The sequence below is a fragment of the Brevibacillus sp. M2.1A genome (assembly GCF_013284355.2).
Taxonomy (GTDB): domain Bacteria; phylum Bacillota; class Bacilli; order Brevibacillales; family Brevibacillaceae; genus Brevibacillus.
This window is the reverse complement of the sequence record NZ_JABSUY020000001.1, coordinates 296,351-321,809: the sequence shown is the minus strand read 5'-3', so window position 1 is coordinate 321,809 and position 25,459 is coordinate 296,351. Positions and strand designations below refer to the sequence as shown.

22 protein-coding genes and 1 riboswitch are annotated in these 25,459 nt (G+C 46.9%); of the genes, 11 read left to right on the top strand and 11 right to left on the bottom strand.

All coding sequences use genetic code 11. The features are described from left to right. Positions 1-5 precede the first annotated feature (5 nt). From HP567_RS01435 to HP567_RS01425, 3 genes are all read left to right on the top strand, one after another. A complete protein-coding gene (locus HP567_RS01435; RefSeq protein WP_048035301.1) occupies positions 6-1,271 on the top strand; it encodes a TRAFAC clade GTPase domain-containing protein in 1,266 nt (421 codons plus the stop codon). Then, positions 1,271-3,769, top strand: coding sequence for a GAP1-N2 domain-containing protein (locus tag HP567_RS01430; protein ID WP_173610269.1), 2,499 nt, complete (start codon positions 1,271-1,273; stop codon positions 3,767-3,769). Before HP567_RS01435 ends, HP567_RS01430 begins: the two co-directional genes overlap by 1 nt. 200 nt (positions 3,770-3,969) lie before the next feature. Continuing rightward, positions 3,970-4,704, top strand: a complete 735-nt coding sequence (locus tag HP567_RS01425) for an MBL fold metallo-hydrolase (protein WP_173610270.1) — start codon at positions 3,970-3,972, stop codon at positions 4,702-4,704. Positions 4,705-4,815: 111 nt separating this feature from the next. Here the strand turns inward: HP567_RS01425 and HP567_RS01420 are convergent, their stop codons facing one another. After that, on the bottom strand, positions 4,816-5,442 hold the full coding sequence (locus HP567_RS01420) for a cupin domain-containing protein (RefSeq protein WP_173610271.1): 627 nt from the start codon (positions 5,440-5,442) through the stop codon (positions 4,816-4,818). Between the two features lie 129 nt (positions 5,443-5,571). On the opposite strand from HP567_RS01420, the gene HP567_RS01415 reads away from it, so the two are divergent. Next, the gene (locus HP567_RS01415) at positions 5,572-11,481 is read left to right on the top strand and encodes an AAA family ATPase (protein ID WP_173610272.1); all 5,910 of its coding nucleotides are present in this window, start codon (positions 5,572-5,574) and stop codon (positions 11,479-11,481) included. 44 nt (positions 11,482-11,525) lie between these two features. Here HP567_RS01415 and HP567_RS01410 read toward each other — a convergent pair whose 3' ends face one another. From HP567_RS01410 to HP567_RS01400, 3 genes are all read right to left on the bottom strand, one after another. Then, positions 11,526-11,882, bottom strand: a complete 357-nt coding sequence (locus HP567_RS01410) for a response regulator (protein ID WP_173610273.1) — start codon at positions 11,880-11,882, stop codon at positions 11,526-11,528. A 194-nt stretch (positions 11,883-12,076) separates the two neighbouring features. Continuing rightward, on the bottom strand, positions 12,077-12,439 hold the full coding sequence (locus HP567_RS01405; RefSeq protein ID WP_015893867.1) for a carboxymuconolactone decarboxylase family protein: 363 nt from the start codon (positions 12,437-12,439) through the stop codon (positions 12,077-12,079). An 87-nt stretch (positions 12,440-12,526) separates the two neighbouring features. Then, on the bottom strand, positions 12,527-13,201 hold the full coding sequence (locus tag HP567_RS01400; RefSeq protein WP_087350557.1) for a Crp/Fnr family transcriptional regulator: 675 nt from the start codon (positions 13,199-13,201) through the stop codon (positions 12,527-12,529). Between the two features lie 198 nt (positions 13,202-13,399). Here HP567_RS01400 and HP567_RS01395 point away from each other — a divergent pair, with 198 nt between their 5' ends. From HP567_RS01395 to HP567_RS01375, 5 genes are all read left to right on the top strand, one after another. Beyond that, positions 13,400-14,164, top strand: coding sequence for a DUF4097 family beta strand repeat-containing protein (locus tag HP567_RS01395; protein WP_173610274.1), 765 nt, complete (start codon positions 13,400-13,402; stop codon positions 14,162-14,164). Between the two features lie 250 nt (positions 14,165-14,414). Next, positions 14,415-15,368 (top strand): ABC transporter permease, encoded by a 954-nt coding sequence (locus HP567_RS01390; RefSeq protein WP_173610275.1) that lies wholly within the window; start codon positions 14,415-14,417, stop codon positions 15,366-15,368. Further along, positions 15,365-16,306: an iron chelate uptake ABC transporter family permease subunit gene (locus HP567_RS01385; protein ID WP_016739568.1), complete on the top strand. Its 942-nt coding sequence runs from the start codon at positions 15,365-15,367 to the stop codon at positions 16,304-16,306. The genes HP567_RS01390 and HP567_RS01385 overlap by 4 nt, the downstream gene beginning before the upstream one ends. Continuing rightward, positions 16,303-17,061 carry an iron ABC transporter ATP-binding protein gene (locus HP567_RS01380; RefSeq protein WP_173610276.1) on the top strand — a complete coding sequence of 253 codons (759 nt, stop codon included), beginning with the start codon at positions 16,303-16,305 and terminating at the stop codon, positions 17,059-17,061. Before HP567_RS01385 ends, HP567_RS01380 begins: the two co-directional genes overlap by 4 nt. A 104-nt stretch (positions 17,062-17,165) precedes the next feature. Continuing rightward, positions 17,166-18,155 carry a siderophore ABC transporter substrate-binding protein gene (locus HP567_RS01375; RefSeq protein ID WP_304502553.1) on the top strand — a complete coding sequence of 330 codons (990 nt, stop codon included), beginning with the start codon at positions 17,166-17,168 and terminating at the stop codon, positions 18,153-18,155. 89 nt (positions 18,156-18,244) lie between these two features. On the opposite strand, the gene HP567_RS01370 is transcribed toward HP567_RS01375, so the two are convergent. From HP567_RS01370 to HP567_RS01340, 7 genes are all read right to left on the bottom strand, one after another. Further along, positions 18,245-18,901, bottom strand: coding sequence for a DJ-1/PfpI family protein (locus tag HP567_RS01370; protein WP_173610277.1), 657 nt, complete (start codon positions 18,899-18,901; stop codon positions 18,245-18,247). A 204-nt stretch (positions 18,902-19,105) separates the two neighbouring features. Then, positions 19,106-19,969, bottom strand: coding sequence for an ABC transporter ATP-binding protein (locus HP567_RS01365; protein ID WP_173610278.1), 864 nt, complete (start codon positions 19,967-19,969; stop codon positions 19,106-19,108). 176 nt (positions 19,970-20,145) lie between these two features. Further along, positions 20,146-20,439: a YxcD family protein gene (locus HP567_RS01360; protein WP_173610279.1), complete on the bottom strand. Its 294-nt coding sequence runs from the start codon at positions 20,437-20,439 to the stop codon at positions 20,146-20,148. Next, positions 20,427-20,861, bottom strand: coding sequence for a hypothetical protein (locus tag HP567_RS01355; RefSeq protein ID WP_047070069.1), 435 nt, complete (start codon positions 20,859-20,861; stop codon positions 20,427-20,429). The genes HP567_RS01360 and HP567_RS01355 overlap by 13 nt, the downstream gene beginning before the upstream one ends. 149 nt (positions 20,862-21,010) lie before the next feature. Next, positions 21,011-21,673 (bottom strand): methionine ABC transporter permease, encoded by a 663-nt coding sequence (locus tag HP567_RS01350; RefSeq protein WP_173610280.1) that lies wholly within the window; start codon positions 21,671-21,673, stop codon positions 21,011-21,013. Next, complete coding sequence (locus tag HP567_RS01345; protein WP_173610281.1) at positions 21,673-22,710, bottom strand: methionine ABC transporter ATP-binding protein; 1,038 nt, start codon at positions 22,708-22,710, stop codon at positions 21,673-21,675. Before HP567_RS01345 ends, HP567_RS01350 begins: the two co-directional genes overlap by 1 nt. A 43-nt stretch (positions 22,711-22,753) precedes the next feature. Then, positions 22,754-23,584 carry a MetQ/NlpA family ABC transporter substrate-binding protein gene (locus HP567_RS01340; protein ID WP_173610282.1) on the bottom strand — a complete coding sequence of 277 codons (831 nt, stop codon included), beginning with the start codon at positions 23,582-23,584 and terminating at the stop codon, positions 22,754-22,756. A gap of 102 nt (positions 23,585-23,686) precedes the next feature. Continuing rightward, positions 23,687-23,789: riboswitch (SAM riboswitch) on the bottom strand. 294 nt (positions 23,790-24,083) lie between these two features. Between HP567_RS01340 and HP567_RS01335 the strand changes: the two genes are divergently transcribed. Both HP567_RS01335 and HP567_RS01330 read left to right on the top strand, forming a co-directional pair. After that, a complete protein-coding gene (locus HP567_RS01335) occupies positions 24,084-24,590 on the top strand; it encodes a hypothetical protein (RefSeq protein WP_173610283.1) in 507 nt (168 codons plus the stop codon). Positions 24,591-24,914: 324 nt separating this feature from the next. Beyond that, a complete protein-coding gene (locus tag HP567_RS01330) occupies positions 24,915-25,271 on the top strand; it encodes a Na-translocating system protein MpsC family protein (RefSeq protein WP_173610495.1) in 357 nt (118 codons plus the stop codon). Positions 25,272-25,459 lie beyond the last annotated feature (188 nt).

The window sequence follows — 25,459 nt, the reverse complement described above, 5'->3', positions numbered from 1 at the left end:
GCGCCATGCTGTCGTTTTTGAAAAACATGTTTGAGAAGAAGCCGCAGGTCAAGGAACGGCTTCCTTTTTACGATATTGTCTGCCCGTACTGTTTCGCCAAATACGGACCGGACCAAGTTGTCTTTCGTGCCACGCATCATCGCCAGGACGACGAAGACTACGCGTTGCAGGAGGATGAGATTCTCAATGCGTATCGGGATAAATTCGGACTGGATGCCATCGACGAACTGGAAGCGGTAATCGATCCGGAATCCATCCCGTCGGAAAACCATTTGTACGTCGATAACGTTCTCGCAGGTGTGACCGACCGGTATGGCATGGTTTCCAAGCGCAGACTGTGTCCGAAATGCCACAACGAGCTGCCGATTACGGCGGGTAAAGCGCCGAGCAATATTATTTCGATTGTCGGGGCTTCCCAGGTTGGTAAGTCGGTTTACATGACCTCTCTGATTCATACCTTGCAGAACACAACCGCGAATCACTTCGATGCCGCGTGTATGCCGCTCAATGCGCAGATTAGCCGCAAGTTCCGGGAGAACTACGAGGCACCCTTGTTTGAACGCGGACAGCTGCTGGATTCCACGCAAAAAGAAAAGCGTCAGGAGCCGTTCATCTTCCAGTTCATTTTTAAGGATAGCGATAAGGCACCGCTGATCCTGGTGTTTTTCGACGTAGCAGGCGAGGGAATGGTTGACCGCGAGTATTTGGAGCTGTATGCGGCGCATGTGAAAAACTCGTCTGGGATCTTGTTCCTGGTCGACCCACTGCAAATCAAGACGATTCGTGATCGGGTCATGCTGCAAGCAGGGGATGAGCCAGGGGAATTCACAGCAAGGTACGATGAGCCGCGTGAGGTCGTCATTACGCTGTTTGAGAACTTCATCGGCTACCAAGAGCAGAGCAAGACACATATTCCAACTGCTGTCGTGTTGACGAAGAGCGACATGCTGCATCTGATCAAAGAAGACGACGGCGAATACATCAAGTCCAACAGCAACGTTTTCCGCAATTTCGTCCATGAACAATATTTAAATACGACTGAATTCGAGAACATCGATGGGGAAATCCGCCGGTTCATCGAAAAGGTGGATAGACCGTTTAAAGATGCGTTGGATGTTTACTTTACGAATACGGCCTATTTCGCTGTATCTGCGCTGGGGAGCAATCCCGTCAATCAAAGGGTGAGTGGAGTCGTGACGCCGATTCGCGTCGATGAACCATTTATTTGGTTGATGCACCAGCTTGATTACATCGAAGGGAGGGAGCGGTAGTGAGCAACCGTCAGCCCATTTTGCAGCAGTACTACACCCGCGGGCGACAAGGGGTTTTCCGTTCGAACGAAGGATACGATACTGTCGCCAAAACGCCAGGGCTGGATAACCAATTCATCAAGAAGACTCTTCATCCGTTTTGTGTGTACGACGCGCCGCGACAGCTTCAAGAGCGGGCGGAAAGCAATCTGGCACTCTTTCCAGAGGCGCTTGTCAGCTTTCAAGCCGAGTCAGGAGAGATGGTTCTCGGTAGAAGTGTCTTTGTCGGAGCGGATTTTACGGGGCAGCGCAATACGTTTTTCAGTCACAACTATGTCATTCCGGTAGAGCGGCGGGACGAGTTTATCAAGAATCCGGGCAAGATCTTCGGAGTGCGCACTTTTGCAGATCGCCACGATGATGCAGCGGGCAAGGAGCTTCCTATCGTGGATGACATCCCTTCCGAAAAAGGTTTGCCGCAAGATCGAAAACTGCTGCTTGGGCAATTGGGCATCGATGAGCGTTTATTCAAACAGCTCCTCTTTGCTGTCATGTCCTCGCTCGCGGCGAAAAAGAAGGTATTCATCAGCCTGGATGTGGATATCAGTGCCTCATCCAAGAGTGCTGCTCAATTATTGGAGATTTTGTACAGTTGTCTGCCTTTTGAGATGCGCAGACATTTTGGTTTTCTCACGTTTAGCAACGAGCCGCAGAGCAAGAAGCATATCCACGTCACGTTTGTGGAAAAAGGGAGCATTCGCCCAGGCGGTGGGCATAGCGACAAAGACTTTTTGTTCGACTTCTCCCTTGGCCGCGTTCAGAACGTCGATTTGCAGGGCGGAGGACACGAATATCTCGACTTTGCCTGGGAGTATGTGAATGAGCCGCGGATTGTGGATGCGTTCCACGAATTTTGTGAGGAAGTGCTCGCTGGAGCAGATCATGCACTGGCCTTGAACATTCGCACGTACTATGAGCTATGTGCACTGTATTTGATTGAAAAGGGACGAACCTCCGTGTATGAGAGCAAGCGGGCGGGCGTTTGGCAGGCGTTGAACAGCTATTTGGGGCACAGCAGCTTGACCCGCAAGAAACGGCTGATCGAGCTTCAGGAAATGCTGATGCGAATCGAAGTAGAGGCGCTTTCGTCCAAACAGCTTCCTGACAGCGAGACGGTCAAGCAAATGATTGAATCCTACCGTGTCACCAGGCAGGAACGCCTGCAAATGGATTTGATCCGCTTCTTGATGGACGTGTTGATGAAGGCCAAAACAGCAAGACAGAGCAACTACGTGGCAGAGGTGTACAAGCATTTGTCCAGCAACCGCGAGCTGTTTGGCTTCATGATGCGGACGATTTTTGGCTATCCACAGTTGGTGAAGCCACTCTTTGAGGATTATATGACCGAGCGGGTAGCCGCTGTGACCAGCTTGGACCAGATGCTAAAGGAAATCCGGTTTTGGATGGAAACGGAACCACAAGCGATGCGCAATGCCGTCTTCGTAGCTACGACAATGGAAAAAGTTCTGCGTCTATTTGCACGGGAACGTCAAAAGCTCGCTGCCGCCATTACCATCCACCAGTTCTTTGAAAACATCGATGGAGCACGCAGCTATGCCGATGAGCTGTTGGATGAGCTGGACAAGTCCTTGATGAAGCTCGTCGCACTAGACACGCTATCCAAGGATGATTTTCAGGTTCTCATTGCCCTTTTGGAGGAGAAGCCACAGAGCTTTTTCGGAACGCTGGATATGGAGAGCCGCCACAAGCAAGAAATGCTCATGAATCTGGCGAAGCTGCATGAAGAGAGAAGCACGCCGCACCCGGCAGAATTTTTCCAAAAATGGGATCGGGATGCGATTTCCGTACAACAAAGAATGATCCAGAATATGTTGAGCAAACCGCTCCATGCTGACGAGTTCCCGCAGGTGCCGCTGGTCTTTTACCGGGAAGATCATTTTGGTAAGGAAGGATTCCAGTTTGCAGAATTGCTGGAGTATGTTCAGCAAAATGGTGGGGAAGCCGTTACCCTGTCCTTTATCCAATGGACGATGAGCCAGCGGATGTTTTTCGAAGGAAAGTATTTGCTGCCTGCTTACAGACAAGCATTGAAGGTCTTTTTCCTTGAGGAGAAAGGTAAGAGATTGCGGGACAAAGAATGGCGAAAACGGTGGTATGCGATCCGAAACGCTGATTTCCGCAAGCTTTTGGACGAGGTACGAAACGAAACAGCCAATCCGCTCGTGAAGCTGTTTCGGCACAAAGCTACGGTGATATCCAGCGCAGTTGTCTTGCTAGGTGCCGGAGCGTGGGGAGGCTATATGGTTTGGGGAGGTACAGGTACGCATGTGCAGCCACCTGAAACACAGCCTGAACCGACCCGCCCACCGGCTGTGTTCGTACCGGTTCATCGGTTGATGATGGACGAGCCTGACATCCAACCTGTCCGTGATGTTCTTGGGAAGCGAAGCCAAGATGCATCTACGGGTGGGCAGCCTGTTCAAACACCAACACCCTAAGGTAAAAATAACGCCAACGCGGTCTTCTCTAGTAAGAGCGACCGCGTAATTCGGGTGTAGTTGCTGTTAAAGAGACTGAAAAACAATTATTGACAAATATTTTTATTTGTGATATAATAAAATATTTTGTTATCGACAACGCTCCTCGCTCCGTGATAAAAAGTAGTTGTGCGATAAAAAGGTGTGAGGAGGAATAGGGTATGAAAGCGAACACAGGTGTGAAAATGATTCCGTTACAAGGAGAGGCATTTGGCAAGCCGATGGTGATCAATCCCACCTTGCTTTGGGATGATGAACGAGCGGTATTAGTAGATACAGGTATGCCTGGTTCATGGGAGACCATTCGTCAGGAAATGAGCCGTGCTGGCATACCACTTGAGCGTTTACAGACTATCATTTTGACACATCAGGACCTTGATCATATCGGAAGTCTTCCAGAAATCGTTCGTGAGCTTGGCGGACAGGTTGAAATATACGCGCATGAGCTAGATCGGCCGTACATCGAAGGCACACGCCCTCTCCTCAAAGCAAACCCAATAGTCATGGCTCCTTTACTTGCGATGTTGCCTGAAAAGGAACGCGAGTACTTGCAAAGGCTTTGTGAAAATCCGCCAAAGGCAATGGTGCACAAGACACTGGCAGACGCAGAGATTCTGCCGTATTGTGGGGGAATTCGCATCATTCACACTCCCGGACATACGCCGGGGCATATCAGCCTTTATGTACAAGACAGCAAGACCTTGATAGCAGGAGATGCTATGGTGTACATGAACGAAGCACTACAAGGGCCGATTCCGCAAAACACTCTCGATATGGAAATAGCAGTAAACTCTTTAAAAAAATTCGAGAACTTGGAAATTAATAGTATCATTTGTTATCATGGAGGCATGTGTCAAAACAACGTACAAGAGCAGCTTTCTGCTCTGATACGGTGAAGGAGTTACATGGTCTTGCACATTAAAACAACGAATCCAGGTTGGAATATGTAGATATAAGAAGCGTGGAGGACACCAAGCTGGAGTATTCCCAATGGTGTCTTTCTCATTTTATCCTTGCAACGTTTCTTGCGTTGTTTGCTCGACTTCGGAATAGGAGACTGATGCAGCCGAAGAGGTTTTGTAGTATTTTTCCAAAGACTTATCTGAGCCTGTCCAACGAGCCAATGCAGCGAGCACAGCAAACATGCCTTTTTGCAGGAAGCGCGGAATGATTGGGAGGTAAAACTGCCCCATCTGAAATATCGTTCCCAATAGGAGAATATTTTTCGGGATATATTGCTTGATAAACGGCAAATAAAAGCTGCGCCCGTCTGTGTCGAGCCCGTATCCACAGCGGACAAACGCTTCAAAAGTACCGGCTGGCCGGATTTCGACATGGAAGCTGACGAATTCGTTAGAGGGATTGTGGAACCCATGAACCTTGTCTGTTGGTATATTCAGCTTCTCTCCCGGCTTCAGGATTACTTTTTTTCCGTCAATGGTTACCTCTAAATTTCCAATTACACCTTCAAAGGTTTCGACAAGTTTTGTATGATAGTGTAGAAAAATCCCGTTATCCGGTGGAAGATCGGTACGGAATAATAAATATTCGCCATTCGTTTCTTCCGTTGTCTTTAAAAAGGTGACCACTTCATTATTGTGCGGGTTACTTACACTGCGGCTGAGATTTGACAAAACTATACCTCCTTGAAAAATAGTAAAAAGAGATTATATTAAGACAGAATATAGATTAAATATAGATTATTTGTTCCGGGGCAACAATTAAAAAGATAGGATGTTCTACCTAAAGATGGAGTGGATAGTATGAGCGGCATGATCGTGGTTCCAGGTTATAGGGTGGCAGAGTTTCTTTCCACTCATTCAAAATTGGGAATTTATCGGGGGTACAGAAATAACGACAATCTCCCTGTCTTATTCAAGGTACCGATGGAAGGACCTTCCCATAAAGAATCTCTGTGGAAACTGAAGCATGAATATCGCATTCTTCAATCATTGGAATCCCATGCAGTGGAAACGATCATCGAACTCGTTAATCACAACCGTGAGACGGTAATGATTACGGAAGATTTCGGGGGAGTGCCGCTCTCCTTGCTTATGAAAATGAAAGGACTGTCGCTAAAGGAGATGCTCTTCCTTGCGGTTCGCATGGCTTCCTGCTTGAGAGAAATCCATCAGCACGGAATCATTCATAAGGATGTAAATCCCGATCATATCCTGGTTCATCCTGATACCTATGAGGTGAAGCTTGGTAGCTTTGGTTTGGCGACGAAATGCCACCAGGAATACCAAAGTGTGATGAATCCAAAAGAATGGAAGGGAAATCTTCGCTACGTCTCGCCGGAGCAGACGGGGCGAATGAATCGCACCGTCGATTACCGCTCTGATATTTATTCTTTTGGTGTCACGCTCTACGAGTTATTGACTGGAAAGCTGCCCTTTTTAACTTCGGACATGCTTGAACTCATACATGCTCATATGGCGAGAAAGCCGCTCGCTCCCTCCAGTGTAAAACCATCCGTTCCAGAGATTCTATCGGACATTGTGATGAAGTGTCTGTCAAAAAATACAGAGGATCGCTACTTTAGTATGTCTGGCTTACTGGCAGACCTGCAGCGCTGCTATGACCAGCTTGAACAAAACGGTTTGATTACGCCTTTTCCGCTTGCTTTGGAAGACCGTGCTGATCACTTGCGGATTCCAGAGAAGCTTTATGGACGTGAGCAAGAAATCCAGATGCTCATCGATGCATTTGAGCAAGTCACGAACGGCGCTACGAGGATGGTTCTCCTCAGTGGCTCGGCAGGTGTGGGTAAGTCTGCTCTCGTGCTGGAAGCCCAAAAAGCGTTTTTGAGAGGCCGAGGACGTTTTGTTTCAGGAAAGTTCGATCAATATAATCAAGCGGTACCTTATTCCGCTGTCATTCAAATCTTTCAGGATTTGATCAAGCAGTTATTGGCAGGCCACGAACGTGAGCTGCTCGCTTGGCGAGAGATGATACTCGACGCCATGCAAGGACTTGGTCAAGTGATCGTGGATGTCATTCCGCAGCTTGAAACAGTGATCGGCAAACAGCCTGCCGTACCTGAGTTGCCTGCAGCGGAAGCAAAAAATCGCTTTCAATGGGTGATGCAACGCTTTATTCGGATTTGGGCGCGACCGGAGCATCCACTCGTCTTGTTCCTGGATGATTTGCAATGGGCGGATTCTTCTTCGCTGTTCCTGATCCGAGAGTTGGTTGCAGATATGCAGATCAGTCATTTTCTATTGATTTGCGCTTATCGTGAGCATGATGGCAGTGTGATGAATCCGTTGATTGCCATTTTGACAGAGACAGGCATTAAGAGCCGCATTTTGCGCCAATTTACGTTATTGCCGCTTCGAGAACATGAGTTCAATTCGTTAGTAGCGGATACCTTGCATAGTGATCCAGACATGACGGAGCCGCTGGTTACGATTATCATGCAAAAAACAGCCGGAAATCCGTTTTATGTAAGAGAATTCATTAAGACGCTGTATGATCGGAACTTGTTGTGGTATGGGAGAGAAGAGCGGAGCTGGCAATGGGATTTGGCCGAAATCGAGAAGCTGGGTACAACGGAAAATGTGGCCGATCTTCTCGTAGAAAAAATGAGAAGATTGCCTGATTCTACTCAGCAACAGCTCGCTTATGCTGCTTGTCTGGGCAATTCGTTTTTGCTTCATTTGATAGCCAAGTCACGGAATCAAACGGAGTCAGAAGCCATCCAGCATATATCGCCTGCGATTGAGGAAGGTCTCATCTATCCGATTGAAGGAGCGGAATATCTGACCTACGCGGCGCTCGTGGAAGAAGAAGTGGCGTCTCAGATGAGGATTCGTTTCCGCTTTGTGCATGATCGCATTCAACAGGCCGCCTATTCGTTGTTAGCAGAGGCAGAGCGCGGACAGATTCACGTCAAGCTGGGCAGAATGATGTGGGAAATGTCCCAAGGAAGCGAATCCGGCTTCCTGTTCGAAATTTGCGATCATATGTATCGGGGCAAAGATATGCTGGAGGATCAGGCCGAGCGCATGCATGTAGCGCACTGTCATTTGATCGCTGGACAAAAAGCGAAATCCTCTGCGGCATTTGAGTCGGCTTTGCAGTATTTCCAACGCGGTCTCGAGCTGGTGGGGGAAGAGGGCTGGCAGCGCAATCATGATCTGACCATGGAGTTGTGTGCGTTGTCTGCGGAGACGACGTACCTCTGTAACCAATTGGATGAGGCCAAACAATTGTTTGAACGCGGGATGCAGCATGCCAAGACTGACCTGGAACGAGTACGCATTTTGGAAATGGAAATTCGCATGTATACGCGACTGGCTGAATTTCCGCGTGTCATGGAGATCGCAAGCGAAGCCTTGGGGTTATTGGGCGTACCGATTCCGAAAAAGCCTGGCAAGCTCGATATCATTAAGGAAATGTTTCACATCAAGCGCCGCCTCAAGGGCCGGAAAATAGATGAGTTGCTGTATTTGCCGGATGTTCCCGATGAAAATTATCAGATGGCGATGAGCATCATCAGCTACGCCGGGCCATCTGCTTACTTTGTCAATCTCAATTGGTTTGCTTTAACGATTTTGCGTGCCCTTCATCTGTCGCTCGTGCACGGAAACGCGGTCGCTTCGGCAAACGGTTATACCGGTTACGGGATCGTACAAGCTGCTCAATTCGGAAATTATCGAGAGGCGTACGAATTTGGACAATTGGCTTGCCGTGTGGCAGACAGCTTCGCCGATCCGATTGCCATGACGAAGGCGTATGGCGCGTTTGCCCTACTCATCAACCACTGGTGCGAGCATGCGCGGACGAACATCCCTCTCCTGAAAAAAGCGATTCAGCTCGGCTTGGACGGCGGAGGCAACATTTATGCTGCCTACAATGCCCATGGTCTTTTGGAGGCCATGCTCTATTGTGGTGTGCCAGTGGAAGAATTGGAGCAGCAAATCGAGGAATACAGCGATATGATTCAACAAATCAAGGTCGTTGATCACGATGACCGGCTCCTGTTATTGCGCCAGGCGCTGCATGCTTTTACAAGGTGGACGGACAATGAACGAACGGCGTTTTGCCATGATGGCTTTGACGAAGTTGCCTATGTAAGCAACCTGAAAAAAGAAGGAAACAGCTACAAGCGGTACATGTACCACTACTATAAATCGATGGTTCACCTCATGTACGGGAACCATCTGGAGGCAGCCCAGCTGCTGGCTGAAGCGGAGCAATGGATGGATTCAGTCAGCGGACAAGTACTTGTCAGCCAGCAAGTTTTTATGCAAACACTGGCATTGACGGGGCTCTATGAGAACGCCAACGGACAGGAAAAATCGAAGTACGGGAAAAAAATCAAAGCAAATCTCAAAAAGATGAAGACGTGGGCAAACGAATGCCCGGAAAATTTTCAGCACAAGTGGTCGCTGATGTATGCTGAGTGGCTGCGTGTCACTGAGAAAAAACAAGAAGCGGGTCCTTTTTACGAACAGGCGGTTCAACTCGCCAAAAAGGATGCTTTCTTGCAAAACGAGGCAATGGCAAATGAATTGGCCGCCCAGCATTACTTGGCACTTGGACTCGAAACGATTGCGAAGGCGTACATGACGGAGGCGCACGAGGTTTACATGCTATGGGGAGCGGTCGCCAAGGCACGGGAGATTGGGGAACGGTACCCTTATCTTTTGCAACGGGTTAAAAGCCTGGGAGCTTCCGCCGAAATTGCCACGACTGACCAGACAGCAGACCTCGTCGATTTAATGAGTGTCATCAAGGCGTCGCAAACGATTGCTAGCGAGCTCCGATTGGAAATGCTGTTGGCGACGATGCTGCGCACGGTGATGAGCAATGCAGGTGCGGAGAAAGGAATCCTCTTGCTGAAAAAAGATGGTGACTGGCTCATCGAAGCGGCAGGCTCTGTCGATTTGGACGTGGAGATCATGCAGTCTGTCCCATATGAGCATAGCGGAATGCTTTCTGTGGCTGTCGTGAATTACACGATTCGTACAGAAGAGATGCTGGTGCTCCACAATGCTTCGGTTGAAGGTGTCTTTTTCCGCGATACGTACATTGCGAAGCACAAGCCGAAATCGATTCTATGCTCCCCGCTATGGCAGCAAGGAAAAATGATCGGTGTCATTTATTTGGAGAACAATGAGACGACACATGTGTTCAACGAAAAACGCTCAGAGCCGCTCAGACTGATCTTCTCGCAAATTGCGATCTTTATTGAAAATGCGAGACTGTATCATCAATTGGAGCAATGGAATCAATCCTTGGAAAAGATCGTGACAGAGCGTACCAATGAGATTCAGGCACTTTTGCAGGCGAATAAAAATCTTTTGAACAATGCGGGACAAGGCTTCCTTTCTTTTTCCAGAAATCTGCTGGTCCATTCTGAGTACAGTCGGGAATGTCTACGGATCTTTGGCAGAGAACTGGCTGGGGTATCGGTCGCAGAGCTGCTTTACCCGGATCGTCCAGAGGACAGCGTATTTATTGAATCTCTTTTGGAAAAGTACTTTGAAGCCAAGGACCAAGGGCAAAAAGAGCTGTATCTCAGTCTGTTTCCTACAGAAATCCAGATCAATCAAATGCCGTTGAAGCTGGCATGCAAGCCGATTTATGAAGATCGGCGGGATTCGCCAGAGGGCTTGATGCTGATCCTGACAGATATGAGTGAGCAGCGGGCGCTCAAATCAAAGATGGAGCGAGAATGGCAAAGGTTGAATATGGTCGTAACGGTAGCGATTAGCCTCCCGCTCTTCCAAAAGGTACTGCGAGCTTTTGACGCTTTCTTTGAGGAAGGGTGGAAGCGGGTCCTCGGAGAAGACATAGCGGAATCCGAGAAACTATTCAAATTGGTCGCTCAGATTCATCAGTTTAAGGGTGACTTCAGCCAATTACACTTGATTCATACACCGCAAAAGCTGCATGACTTGGAGTCATGGTTGATTCAATGGGCAAAGTCCGAACAACACCTGTCCGACAAGGATGCGCGCGCCCAGCAGTCATTCGCAGAGGTTCAAGCTGCGATGCAACAGGATTTGTCGATCATGCAGCACAAGCTCGGGATCGGATTCCTGGATCATAACGAGCATGTGTACACCATTGCAAAAGAGCAATGGGAAAGCTTCGAGCAGGAGATCACTAGTTTGGTACAGGGGAAAGCTCAGCAGGAGCTGCTCCACCGCATCCGCAAGCTGCGCTATCGTCCCATGAAGGACCTGTTGTCCCGGTACGAAGACTATGTAAGTGAGCTTGCCATCCGACTGAATAAGACGATCGATCGGGTCGAATGGGATGCGGAAGAAGTATTGGTCGATCCGGAGCGATTCGAGAATTTTGCGAGGAGCCTGGTTCACATTTTCAACAATGCGATCGATCATGGAATGGAAGAAGAGCAAGAACGATTGGCATGCGGAAAAGAACGCAGCGGCAAGATTCAATGCCGCATTTGGCAAGAGGATACTTCCCTGTGCGTCATGATTCGTGATGATGGGCGTGGGGGAGATATGGAGAAGCTAAGGCTGGCATTGGCTGAGCATGTTACGGTACAAGAACATGCAAGTCTCGTATCGGGCAGAGGAATTGGCCTGTCCATTGTCAAAAAAGAGGTTGAGCAGTTGGGAGGAACCCTTCAGGTTCATACCCAAAACGGAGAAGGCACCCGCTTTACCTTCCGAATCCCGCTAGAAACATAGAAAAAAACTGAGGCGCCAGTGCCTCAGTTTTTTTGGTTGATCGACTAAAGCGAATTCGTAATGGAAGCCAAAAGTCGTTCTTCATCGATCGGTTTTAGAATGTAATGGCGCGCTCCAGCGTTGATTGCTTCAAAAACGAGCGGCTTTAATCCGTTGGTGCTGACCATAATGATGTTGGCGTCGGGGAAGGTGCCGATGATTTTTTTGACGGTCTCTATGCCATTCATTCCTGGCATATTGATATCCATCGTCACCACGTCGGGAAGGTGGGCCGTATACTTTTGATAGGCGTCCAACCCATTCGTCGCTTCTGCAATGACTTGATGGCCCGCCCGTTCCAAAATGATTTTCATGTAATCTCGTACTACAAGGGAGTCGTCTGCTATCAGTATACGAGCCATAAATCCTCCTGTTTCGAAACGGTTAGTAATTCTTGGTAAGTGATCATCCTGCTTTTACCATAACACTGATAGGAAAAATGTCGCAATCATTTGATCATCAAAAGTGTGCAAACATACAAAAAAACAAACGAATTCCAGCTTTTGATGAAACTGGATTCGTTTGTTTAGCTTTTCCAGATGGGTCATGTATTCGGTTAGCAAAAGCAATCTGGCTTGCCAGGAGCATCATGATAGGCGAGCAAGGCATTGACCCCATGACTTAAGATAGCACCGGAACGTGTCACTGCGGCAACCAGTAGAGCCTCCATAATTTCCTCCATGGTGCCGCCCAGTTCTTTATACTTTTTGACGTGAACATCGATGCAATAAGGGCAGCCAGTCACGTGAGCGACCACAATGGCAATCAACTCTTTCGTTTTGACCGGAAGCTGGTGGGATTGCTGGTAGATTTGCCGCTCGAAAGAAAAATAAGAAGCGGCAGCGTCAGGCGCCAATTTCATCAATTCTGGGATATGCGACAAATTTGCTGATTCATAATACGAACGTGCTTTTGACATGAAACATCCTCTCCCTTTTCATGGGTAGTCACTACGACTTTATTGTAGAGAGAGAAAATGGTTGCTTCTGTAACTTACTCACCAATCTCACCAATCACTAGGAAAAAGTTTTTCCTGGAGGGCATCACGGCGAATAGCTGTGATTCGGCCTCGGCCTAACTGAAGCCACCCGGCTTTTTCAAACTCCTTGAGTGACCGACTGATTACCTCTCGGGCAGTTCCGAGTTCTATGGCAATCGCTTCATGGGTGATGGAAAGATGATTGTGAGAATCTGTGGTACGACGGAGCAATAATTCGGCGATGCGGGCGTTGATCGGTTTAAACGCGATATCCTCGACCAGAGATGTGACGGAGACCATTCGGTTGATCATGTTCCGGTAAATAAACTGACGCAAGTCCTTATAGTGATCCATCCAGTCTTTGAAAACATCTACAGGCAAAAGCAGCAGCTCGGTTTCCTCTTCTAGCTGTGCGGATGCTTCATAGCCCGTCTCACCTAAAATACTGGCCATCATGAGGACGCAGACTCCCCCGCGTTGTACCCGATATAACGTAACCTCACGTCCTGACTCGCTGATGATATAGATGCGGACCTTGCCTGACAATACAAAAGCGGCATGGGCAAACAGATGACCCTGCTGCATCGTAAGCTGGGGAGAAAAGCGTTCCACTGTTATGTCAGGATGGCGCCATGCGGCTTCCGGAACAAGGGAAAAGCACGGAAAAGCATCCGTCACAAGTTGGATTCGATTCAAGTCCATTGTTTTACCCTCCGCGACAACTCAATTAGAGAAATATGCTTACTTGTAGTGTAGGGAAAAGACGGGATCTCTACAATGGAATATCCGTCTGCGGACTGACGAGAGAACAACCCTGCAGCCTGATTTCCCTTCTATGCTGTTTTGCTATGATGTTATAGAACTTATCTTGTAAAAATAACCAGTATCGAGGGGAAACAGATGAAACAGATGAAACAGTGGATAGGAGTAGGTCTAATTGCTGTGGGAATTGGCTTGGCCGGATGCACGATCAACAATAACGTGATCAAGGTTGAAGAAGAAAAAAGACAGCTTGAATTACCTGCGGAGTCCATCGAGGTGTTGAATATTGTGACCGATTCAGGCGATTTGATCGTCAAAGGTGATGAGAAAGCAACCGCGATTCATGTAGAGGCTGAAATCAAATCGAAAAATGTCAAACCCGAAGAAATCATCCTTACACTCGAGAAGGATGGGAATAACGCAACACTACGATCCGAAGTGAACACAGATATCGGTTTTAACTTTGTGGATATGACGATAACGGTAATCGTTCCAGCTAAGCTGCCGATAGCCCTTACCGATGGATCAGGAGATATTGACATGACGAATCTAACAGGAAAGCTCACGATTGAGGATGACTCTGGTGATATTCAATTAACGAATACGAACGGAGAGGTAGAGATTCGTGACCAGTCCGGTGATATTAAGATCAAGGACGCGTCAGCCCTCAAACTGATCGAAGACGATTCAGGTGAGATCGTCATGGAAAATACGGGTGGAAACGTAGCGATTCACGATCAATCCGGTGATATGTATATTAGGAAGCATAAGGGTGATATTACGATATCTGACCAAAGCGGCGATATTGTCATTGATACAGTCGAAGGAAATGTGCTGATTGAGAATGACGGGAGCGGAGATCGATTCGTTCAAAACGTAACAGGCTCGTACACATCCAAATAAATCAGGACCGTCAGGGTTTTTGCCCTGGCGGTTTTCTTGTTCGTGGCGGTATTTTGACAGGCTGAGGAAAAAATTAGCCGACTAATGAAAAAAAGCTTTCCCTTCCGATAAAGAAGTGCTAATATAACAAAGGTAGTTCTAATTGAGAATGAATCTCTTTATTAATGATCATGAGAATTATTCTCTTTGGTAAATATTCGAGTCAATACGGGACATTACTCCATGAAAAAGTAAGAAGAGTAGGGACGCGATGAAAAAGAGATATTTGGTTGTAGCACTGATTTTGCTATCGTTCGTTTCACTTTTTATTGGCGTGAAAGATATATCTCCGTGGGATCTGTTCAATCTCACAGATGACAAAGTGCAAGTGCTATGGATTAGCAGGATTCCGCGTGTGATCAGTATTATCATCGCAGGGGTCAGCATGAGTATCGCCGGATTGATCATGCAACAGCTAACCCGAAACAAGTTCGTTTCTCCGACGACAGCAGGGACAGAGGACTCCGTTCGATTCGGAATATTGGTTTCACTCTTGGTATTCGCCGATGCGAGCTCCTGGGTGAAGCTACTCGTTGCTTTTGCATTTGCTCTCTTTGGAACCTTTGTCTTTATGAAGATTCTCGAAAGAATCAAATTTAAAGACTCCATTTTCATCCCGTTAGTGGGACTGATGTTTGGAAACATCGTCGGGTCCATCACGACGTTTTTCGCTTATAAGCATGACCTGATGCAAAACATGTCTGCTTGGTTGCATGGAGATTTCTCCACCATTATGAAAGGCAGCTATGAGCTTTTGTACATAAGCATTCCGCTGGTGATTATCGCTTACTTGTATGCGAACAAGTTTACCATTGCCGGAATGGGTGAAGAGTTCGCCATCAACCTCGGGTTGAACTACAAGCATGTCGTCAACATTGGACTGGTCATTGTCGCTTGTGTGACCTCGGTAGTTATTCTCACAGTAGGGACAATCCCGTTTTTGGGGCTGATCATTCCCAACCTGGTTACGATCTACCTGGGAGATAACCTGAAAAAAAGCTTATCTCATACCGCTTTGCTTGGCGCGGTGTTTGTACTTGCTTGTGATATCCTGGGACGCCTCATCATCTTCCCATACGAGATTTCCATCGGCATGATGGTTGGGGTCATTGGCAGCGGGATATTCGTGTACTTACTCATGAGAAGAAAGGCATATGAACAATGAAAGCGAAGATAGCTGCCCTGTCGATAGTGGCGATTGCTTTGATAGCCATTTTTATGATGATTGACGCCGGTGGCAACTGGGATTACGTCCTTCCTCGGCGGGCTAAGAAAATTCTTGCCATCATTTTAACCGGTTGCATCATCGCCTTTTCTACGATGATCTTCCAGACAATCACGAACAACCGAATCTTGACGCCTAGCATCATCGGCCTCGATTCGCTCTATATGTTCATCCAAACATTTGTGATCTTTGTTTTTGGCTCCACCCATTTCACCTTGATGAACAACAACGTCAACTTTCTGATCTCGACAGGTGGGATGGTGCTTTTCGCAGGCTTGCTCTACAAATTCCTGTTTAAGAGGGAAGGGCAAAACATTTATTTCCTGCTCCTTATCGGATTGATCTTGGGCACATTGTTTAGCAGTTTGTCCACGTTCATGCAAGTGTTGATTGATCCGAATGAGTTTCTGGTTGTGCAAGACCGAATGTTCGCCAGCTTCAACAATGTAAAAACAGACCTGTTGATCACGAGCTTTGTTCTGGTCATCGGTATCATGATTTACTTCTGGCGATACATCAAGTACTTGGATGTGTTATCACTCGGTCGGGATCAGGCGATTAATTTGGGGATTCCGTACGATTTTGTCATCAAACGGTTCCTCGTCGTCATTGCCATTCTCGTATCAATCGCGACAGCGCTCGTTGGACCGATTACCTTCCTCGGACTGCTGGTAGCGAATCTCGCCCATCAGTTTATGAAAACCTATCAGCATAAATACTTGCTGGTGGGCTCGGCTTTAATCAGTGTGATTGCACTGGTTGGCGGTTTGTTGATCGTGGAGCGTGTACTTGCGTTCTCCACGACGCTTAGTGTCATTGTCAACTTTATTGGTGGAGTTTACTTCATCTATCTTCTGTTAAAGGAGAATAAAGCGTGATCGAAGTCCGGAATGTCTCAAAACTATATGGTAGCAAATATGTCGTGGAAGATGTCTCTGTGAAAATTGCCAAGGGGAAAATCACGTCCTTCATCGGACCCAATGGGGCCGGAAAGAGTACGTTGCTGTCGATGATTAGTCGCCTGTTGACCAAGGATCAAGGTGAGGTTTTCATTGAGGGTCGGGAGATTGGGCAGACAAAGAGCAGTGAGCTGGCAAAGAAAATCTCGATTCTCAAGCAATCGAACCACATTACGGTGCGGTTGACGATTCGTGAGCTGGTCAGCTTTGGTCGCTTCCCGTATTCACAAGGCAATTTGACAAAAGAGGATTGGAAGTATGTAGATGAGGCTATCCAGTATTTGGAGCTTACGGATATTCAACACAAGTACCTCGACCAGTTGAGTGGCGGTCAGCGTCAACGCGCTTACATCGCAATGGTTGTTGCTCAAAATACGGAATACGTCCTCTTGGATGAGCCACTCAACAATTTGGATATGAAGCATTCTGTCCAGATCATGAAAGTGCTGCGACGTTTGGTAGACGAAAGGGGCAAAACGGTTGTCATTGTCATTCACGATATCAACTTTGCTTCCGTCTATTCGGATTATATCGTCGCTCTCAAGGATGGCAAGGTCGTAAAGGAAGGCACTACAGACGAAATCATCACCCAACCTATCTTGAAAGATGTCTATGACATGGATATCCATATTGAAGACATTGAACAGAACAAAATATGCGTTTATTTCGCGTAAGCTCTATCTTCCTATCGTTAAAATTTTGATGGCCTGCCGGGGGTTTCATCAGCAAGCTATCAATAATTTTATATACTTTTACATTCTATATAGAGGTGAGAGAAGTGAACAAAAAATTACTCATGCTGTTTATGGCAGTACTGTTGGCTGTATTCACAGCTGCATGCGGCTCCAATAACGCTGCTCCTGCAACAACTGCGGGGGACGCAACCAAAGCACCGGAAGCTGTACAAACATCCGAGGAAGTTACGATCAAGCATAAATTGGGTGAAGCAAAACTGAAAAAGAATCCAAAAACAGTTGTAGCATTTGACTTCGGTGTTCTGGATTCCTTGGACAAATTGGGTATCGAAGTAGCAGGTGTTGCACAGTCTACCAACATTCCTGCGTACCTGGAAAAGTTCAAAGACGCGAAATACACAAACGTTGGCGGTTTGAAAGAGCCAGACTTTGAAAAAATCAATGCAATGAAACCGGATGTGATCTTCATTTCCGGTCGTCAACAAGATGCTTACGAAGAGCTGAACAAAATTGCTCCAACCATCTTCATGGGTGTAGACAATGCGAAGTACATGGAATCTTTCAAAGAGAACATGAAAACATTGGGTACTATCTTCGGTAAAGAAACACAAGTAGAAGAAGAGCTGGGCAAAATCGATGCATCAATCAAAGAATTGAATGCAAAAGCAACGGCAAGCGGCAAGACTGCTCTGATCGTGATGGTTAACGAAGGCAAGCTGAACGCTTACGGCGCCGGTTCCCGTTTTGGTATCCTGCACGGTGAATTCGGATTTACGCCTGTAGACAAAAACATTTCTGTAGAAAATCATGGCCAAAGCGTTTCCTTTGAATATATCGCAGAAAAAGATCCAGACTACCTGTTCGTAATTGATCGTGGAAACGCGATTTCCAAGAATAAAGAAGTGTCTACTTCTACACAGCAAACGGTAGAAAACGACCTGATTAAGAACACGAAAGCATTCAAAACTGGCAACATCATTTACTTGGATTCTAGCAACTGGTACTTGTCTGGTGGCGGATTGGTATCCACCGCTGGCATGGCAGAAGAAGTTCTGAAAGAAGTTAAATGGTAAGAGGCTAGAAAAGAAAGTGGCGGCAGCCCATGGGAGTAAGGCATTCCCTGGGCTGTCGCCTTTTCATTTTTTAGAACGTGCTGATTCATTTATACTCGGGGCTCCCGCTTGGCAAACTCTTGTAACATCCCTCTTATTTGTTCAACCAATAAAGCAGGTGCCTTCTTTGGTGAACCCGAGTCAAACGGTGGCTGGGGATCGTATTCCAAAATCAACTGGACTCCTTTGCCCATATCCTCTCCCAATTCCCATGCAACCAATTGGAGTGCCATGTCGATACCAGAGGAAACGCCGGCTGCTGTAACGATTTTGCCCTGACGAACGACTCTCTCCTCTGTTGGAATGGTACCAAGAGATTGGAGCAGTTCGAAGGACCCCCAATGAGTAGTGGCTACGGCTCCATGTAACAAGCCTGCGGCACTCAAAATCAGAGAGCCGTTGCAAACAGACGTAGTCCATTTCGTCGTCTCATGTATGTGGCGAATCCACTGTAGAGTTTCTTCGTCATTCATAGGGGTTTTATAATTGGGCGGACTGCAACCGGGAACAACAAGAATATCAGCGGAAGTAACTTCTGAAAAACTGTAATCGGCATGTAAATAGCCCATATTGGAATCAAGTTTGATTAACCCTTTTTTCTTAGCGACAAATTTTACTTCACATTTCAACGTAGCAGCGAATACATCGTATGGACCAATTGCATCTAATGCGGTGATGCCGTCGAAAAGCAAGATGGCAACCTTCATGCTGATCTCTCCTTTGAAATGGGATATTTTTCTTGCAAACAAATACTACCATACATATAGGGGGTATATGTATGTCTGAGTTGTGACTAACTGCAAGGTTTTCTAAGCCACGTAACGAGGAGAGATAAACGGTTGGTATAGCAAAAAGCCGGTTACACCGTAAAACGTGGTGAAAACCGGCTTTTTGCTAGCGGAATCTAACCGTTATCTGGCTCCAACCAGCTTGCGCTCTTGCGTGTAAACAGGTTGGGTAGTGTTTTCGTTAGGTTGCTTTAGATCCACAGCATGACATAGCTCATATGGGAGGCAGAGCGGCACACCCGTGCGAGGGTCAGTCAGGATGTCTGCTTCGATGTTAAATACCTTACGCAGCATCTCAGGCGTCATGACTTCAGCAGGGCTTCCCTCAGCGACGACGGTACCGCGAGAGATGGCAACCATGTGCTGTGCATAACGGGTTGCGTGGTTCAAATCATGGACGACCATGACGATCGTACGATTTTCTTCGTCATTCAGCTTTTGCAGGAGCTTGAGAACCTCCAGCTGATGAGCCATATCCAGGAAAGTTGTAGGCTCATCCAGGAACAGGATGTCCGTTCCTTGCGCCAGGGCCATCGCAATCCAGGCGCGCTGACGCTGACCGCCGGATAGCTGGTCAACCGGACGATCATGGAAATCTGCCATGCCGGTCATGGAAATAGCCCAGTTTACGATTTCCTTGTCTTCCTTGGTCAAAGAACCGAAGCCTTTTTGATGAGGGAAGCGGCCATAGGTAACGAGCTCAGACACGGTCAAGCCATCGGGTGCGGTTGGGTTTTGCGGCAAAATCGCAAGTTGCTTGGCGACTTCCTTGGTCGATTGCTGATGGATCGACTTTCCGTCCAAAAATACTTGTCCGCCGGTTGGCTTCATAATCCGGGCGAGAGTTTTGAGGATCGTCGATTTACCAGAACCGTTTGCACCGACTAGGGCGGTGATTTTTCCAGAAGGAATGCTGATGTTCAAGTCTTTGACAATGGAAAGCTCACCGTATCCGATGTCCAGCTTTTGCGTGTATAAGCGCTCCACAATGGGCCAACTCCTTTTTAGGAAAGTATGTACATGTATGAGTAAACGCAGACAATGATAATCATTTTCACTAAGGTAAAGTATATAACGGAATGAGGCCAAATTCAATATGAAAAAGCCAACCTGCTCACATGTGTGAACAAATTGGCCTTGGGTTAACTTACGATGGTCAAGCTTTAGTAGGTGATATGAGCGATAATACCTTCTTCGTCGTCCAATACCAGCTCGATACCGGCGGAATAAGGGTTGCGCTGCATCTGGGTCTCCAGGTAGTAGCGAATCGCTTCAATCATATTAATCTCGACCAAGATTTGTTGGCGATCCATCCAGTGTATTTCAGCAGAGAAGCCATACTCCTCGTCCCACATCAGCTCGACGGAGATGTCTTGTGGCTTCAACTGCTTTTTGTTAGCTGCATGAATGCAGATTGCATTAATGATATCTTGTTCAGAAAAAGTTATCTTTTCCATGCGTTCAGTTCCTGTTCTTTCGCGCGCTTGGTTTTGAAGTAGACGAACGCTTTGCGGATCAGGATAATCACAGCGAGGATCGCCATCAGGTTGATCATGAAGCCAAGGATGGAGCCGAGAATACCCATATCAGCGAACAGGCTTCCAAACAGCAAACCAGCCAGACCGCCAATCAGGAGACCTTTCATGAACCCGCCGCTTTTGCTTGCGGTAGCAGCAGGAGTTGTTGTGGTACCTTTATTGGTTGTTGCGTTTACATTTGAATCGGCTTTGTTGGTTGTTTGTGTATTGGTAGGAGCCGTGTTAGAGTTAAAAGATTTTTTCCCGGACTTATAACCTTTCGCATCGGCATGATCAATGAATCCTCCGGCCGGAGCGAGTACGAGCATTACGGCAACCAACATCATGATGAGTTTTTTCATGTTATTTGAGTAGCCCCTCTCATTAAAATGACTTGTATATATAAGTCTACATGAATATCGAGCGAAATACCAACGAACTTTCAGTGACGATCAGTCTAAATACCTACAAAAAAGCCCCTGACAAGCGATTTCGTCAGGGGTTCTTCGATTTACGCGCTCTTTTTCAGTTTTCGGGCTGCCCAGTTACCCAACGATTGAATGAGCTGGACCAAAACGACGAGGATAATGACGGTAATGATCATGACTTCGATATCCCATTGCTGATAGCCGTATCGCAAGGCGAGATCGCCCAATCCACCGGCACCCACTGCGCCCGCCATAGCAGTGGCACCGATCAAACCGATGGTCGCAATCGTCAGGCAGAGGACGATGCCAGGTCGTGCTTCACGCAGCATGATGCGAAAAATAATCTGCGTCCGGGATGCACCCATCGCTTGGTACGCTTCGATCACGCCGCGATCTACGTCATGCAGGGCCGTTTCCATCAGGCGTGAGATGTAAGGTGTCGTATAGACGATGAGCGGCACAATGGCTCCCTCAATCCCAATCGAGGTGCCCACGATCAACTCTGTAAAAGGAATGATCGCAACCATAAGAATAATAAAAGGCAGTGAACGCACAATGTTGATGAGCGTATTCAGGGTGTGATAGATGATCTTGTTCGGGAAAAGGTGATTCGCCTGTGTGATGACCAACAAAATCCCGAGCGGAATCCCGATCAATGTCGCAATGAACAACGAAAACCCGACCATGATAACAGTCTCTTGCAGGGATTGCCCGAATACCGGAATCATTTCAATCAGACGCTCCATTAGCTCCGCACCTCCTCTGGTGACACAATATCTACGCGGTAGACGGATTCCCGCAAGAAGCGAATGCCGTCTTGAATGGGCTGGTCTTCACCAGAAATGTGCAATAGCAAAATGCCGAGCGCCGTTCCCTTAATGGTCGTAATCGAGCCGTACAACAGATTGGTGCTAATCGGAAAGCGTGCGGACAAGGTGCCTAGAACTGGATCGAGAGCGGCATCTCCGCGAAAGGCAACGCGAACAATTTTGGAAACAGGTCCGGTTTCTTTTATCTTGGACAAAATCTCCTGTGGTACCTGATCGTCAAAAACCGTTTTGATAAAATTGCGGGTCGTTTGCTCTTGCGGATTGCTGAACACATCCAGAACAGAGCCTTGCTCGATGACGACACCGTTTTCCATGATAGCTACCTGGTCGCAGATTTTTTTGATGACCTGCATTTCATGTGTAATCAGCACGATAGTCAGGTTAAACTTTCGATTGATGTCGAGCAACAGCTCGAGAATCGATTCGGTCGTCTGCGGGTCGAGAGCGGAAGTCGCTTCGTCGCAGAGCAGGATTTCCGGATCAGTCGCAAGCGCACGAGCGATGCCCACCCGTTGCTTTTGTCCACCGGATAGCTGAGAAGGATAAGCGTTTGCTTTATCAGACAAGCCAACCAAGCCGAGAAGGTCTTCTACCTTGCGCTTAATGACATCTTTGGGGACGCGATTCATCCGCAAGATTTCCGCCACATTGTCAAAGACATTATAGGAAGAGAGCAGGTTGAAGTGTTGAAAAATAATCCCGATCTTTTTGCGAGCTTGCCGCAGCTCTTTTTCCTTGAGGGTCAGCATGTTCTGGCCATTGACGATCACAGAACCGCTAGTTGGCTTCTCCAACAGGTTGATGGTACGGAGCAGGGTGCTTTTCCCCGCTCCGCTAAAGCCGATCACCCCGTAGATTTGCCCTTTTTCCACCTGCAGGGATACGCCCTTCAATGCTTTTACCTGCTTGTTTCCTACTTGATACGACTTATGAATATCGGTTAGCTGTATCATAACGAGTTCTCCTTGTGGGTTCTTGATGTTCCTGGCGTCGATCTTACCAGGACGGCAGTACAGCTCCTTCAAAACGCTCGTCGATGAATTTTTTCACTTCTTCCGAGCGGTAGATGTCCACCAGCTTTTTGACGGCAGGGTTGTCTTTGTTGGTTTCGTTGACTGCCAAGATGTTCACGTACGGAGAGTCAGCCTTCTCAGCGAAGATCGCGTCTTTTTTCGGAGAGTAGCCAGCTTCCATTGCGAAATTCGTATTAATCGAAGCAACCTCTACGTTGCTCAGCGAGCGTGCCAGGAAAGCAGCCTCCAGCTCTTTGAATTGCAAATTTTTCGGATTTTCCACGATGTCCAATGGTGTTGCGTTGTCACCCACGCCATCCTTGAGCTTAATCAAGCCAGCTGCCTGATAGAGCAGCAAGGCGCGTGCTCGGTTGGTCGGGTCGTTTTGAATGCCGACAACACCGCCTGCCGGGATATCCTCGACTTTTTTATGCTTGGTGGAGTAAAGACCCATTGGATACGTCACGGTTTTTCCGACCTCGACGATCTTTGTTTTGTGATCCTGATTGAACTTCGCCAAGAACGGAATGGTTTGGAAGCTGTTTACATCGAGATTTCCTTTATCGAGAGCTTGGTTCGGCTGTACGTAATCGTTGAAAACGACGACTTCGACGTCGAGTCCTTTGCCTTTGGCGACTTCTTTTACTTTGTTGAGAATCTCTTCGTGCGGGCCGCCAGTGACGCCGACCTTGAGTGAGGTTTGTTCAGCAGCAGTGCCACCGTTAGCAGGCGCAGCTTCTTGTTTACCACCGCAAGCCGTTACGAGCGATGCAGCGAGCAGCAGTGTAGTGAGCAGTAGACCAGTCTTTTTCATGAAAATACCCCTTTTCTCTGGATGTAAGATGGAAACGAAAAAAGCCTCTTCCGACAGAAGAGGCGAAAACTGCGAGTATGTAAACACACTGCAACAATACCTCTCTTATCTGTCGGAATAAATTCCGCTGGATTTGGCACCATATCGTTTGCGATAGGTTGCCGAGGTGTCATAGGGCCAGTCCCTCAACCTCTCTTCATAAGAGAATGTGCTATGAAATTTTAACGAAAGATAAAATCGCTAATCCTTATTCGAATAGTTGGATTATATCTTGCACCAACATGGATGTCAAAGTTTTTTTCAAATGAATGCGATATTTGCGAAAAATGTGGTGATTCTACCTTCCTTTCGCATTACTCCTGTACAACCACCAATCGGGCGGGATGAGAGTCTATTGTTTTTCAAATATTTTCCATATAAATTCTTGATTTTCCATTTATTACCATGTAACATACTTAATAGGAAGATAATTCCAAATTACTAGTAATGGAGGATTATTATGAAAAGATCTGTTAAAGGTACAATTGCAGCAGCTCTTTTACTTAGCAGTCTATCTATTGGATCTAGTGCTATGGCATCATCACATGATGCAGTTGTAAAAGAAAAATATCCGGAGAGTAACGTTAAGGTTAATCAGGTTAAATATCAGGATAATTCCGCAAAATCTTATTTGAAGTTATTGGAACCTATGGGATCTGAAAGACCGATTGATGACGTGCCAATTAAGAATGCCAAAACGGATTCCAAAAATTTTAATATTCCAGAGGGCTATGGTTGGGTTAAAGTGTGGGTATATAATAGTGGAACCTACGAGATCAAAGTGTCCGTTACTGATTCATCCGGTAGTCAGAAAATGTTCTTTAGAGTACCACCTTATGGTAATCAAAAAATTGAAATAAGTAGCTCGCCATGGGGAACTGGTTCGCATACAGTTTCGCTTTCGTCAGATGAGAACATGGAAGGTAAAGTTGCAGTAAAAATAGCACAACACCAGAATGAGCTGTAACACATAACAAAATACCAAAAACGAAAAAACATCTCGGTTCACTGTTTATGGTGAATCGAGATGTTTTTTGGCGTTGTACTCGCCTCCAAGTGGGGATAGAAAAATCTGAAATTTAATTTTCTGACAGACCACGAGAGAACTGCCCACCCTGAAAGGGGGGAGGGGCAGAAGGTATCGCATAGTCCCCTGTCCGGTAAATCGCGGCAGAGCAATTCACGCAATTATATGAAATTGATCTAAATACGAATATTCTATTGAAGAATCGAAAAATCATTTGTATAATGAGAGCGAATGAACTCTATGCCAGCTATCGCAGGTGATGACATGACTCTCGTGGACTCCAATGAAACCAGAAAAAAGCTGTCTGCCATCTATAATGAGATAGCAAAAGAGTTGTTCGGATTTGGAACGACTTTGCTCCGAGTCACGATTGAAAACCAGATGATTACGTTCCAAGCCAAGCATCGTCGCTCTCCGCGCTCACAAGCGTTGGAAGGAGAAGCGCCGGCCCTCAAGCTCGAAGTCGATTTTCGCATGTCCCTTCTTTATAAGAAGAAACTGAGAGAACGACTGGAAGAAGAGATGGGGTTGCCGTTGGAAGCCGTGCTGAGGGACTATGATGCGCCTACGCAGTGGGCGATCACGAATGTTATTTTAGCTGAATCAGAACTGAATACCTGACGCAATCGTTCGGATTTTCTCTTTTGATCTATCTTAAGGGGAGACCGTAGACTTTGCGTAAAACGGGTGTCACTTCTCTTTGTTTACGAAGAAAAGTGCTCTTGTTTAGAATGATACGTTCTAATCAAGGGTACTTTTCTTTTTATTGTATCACCATATTTTGTCATCAATTGAACCCAACTGGAGGA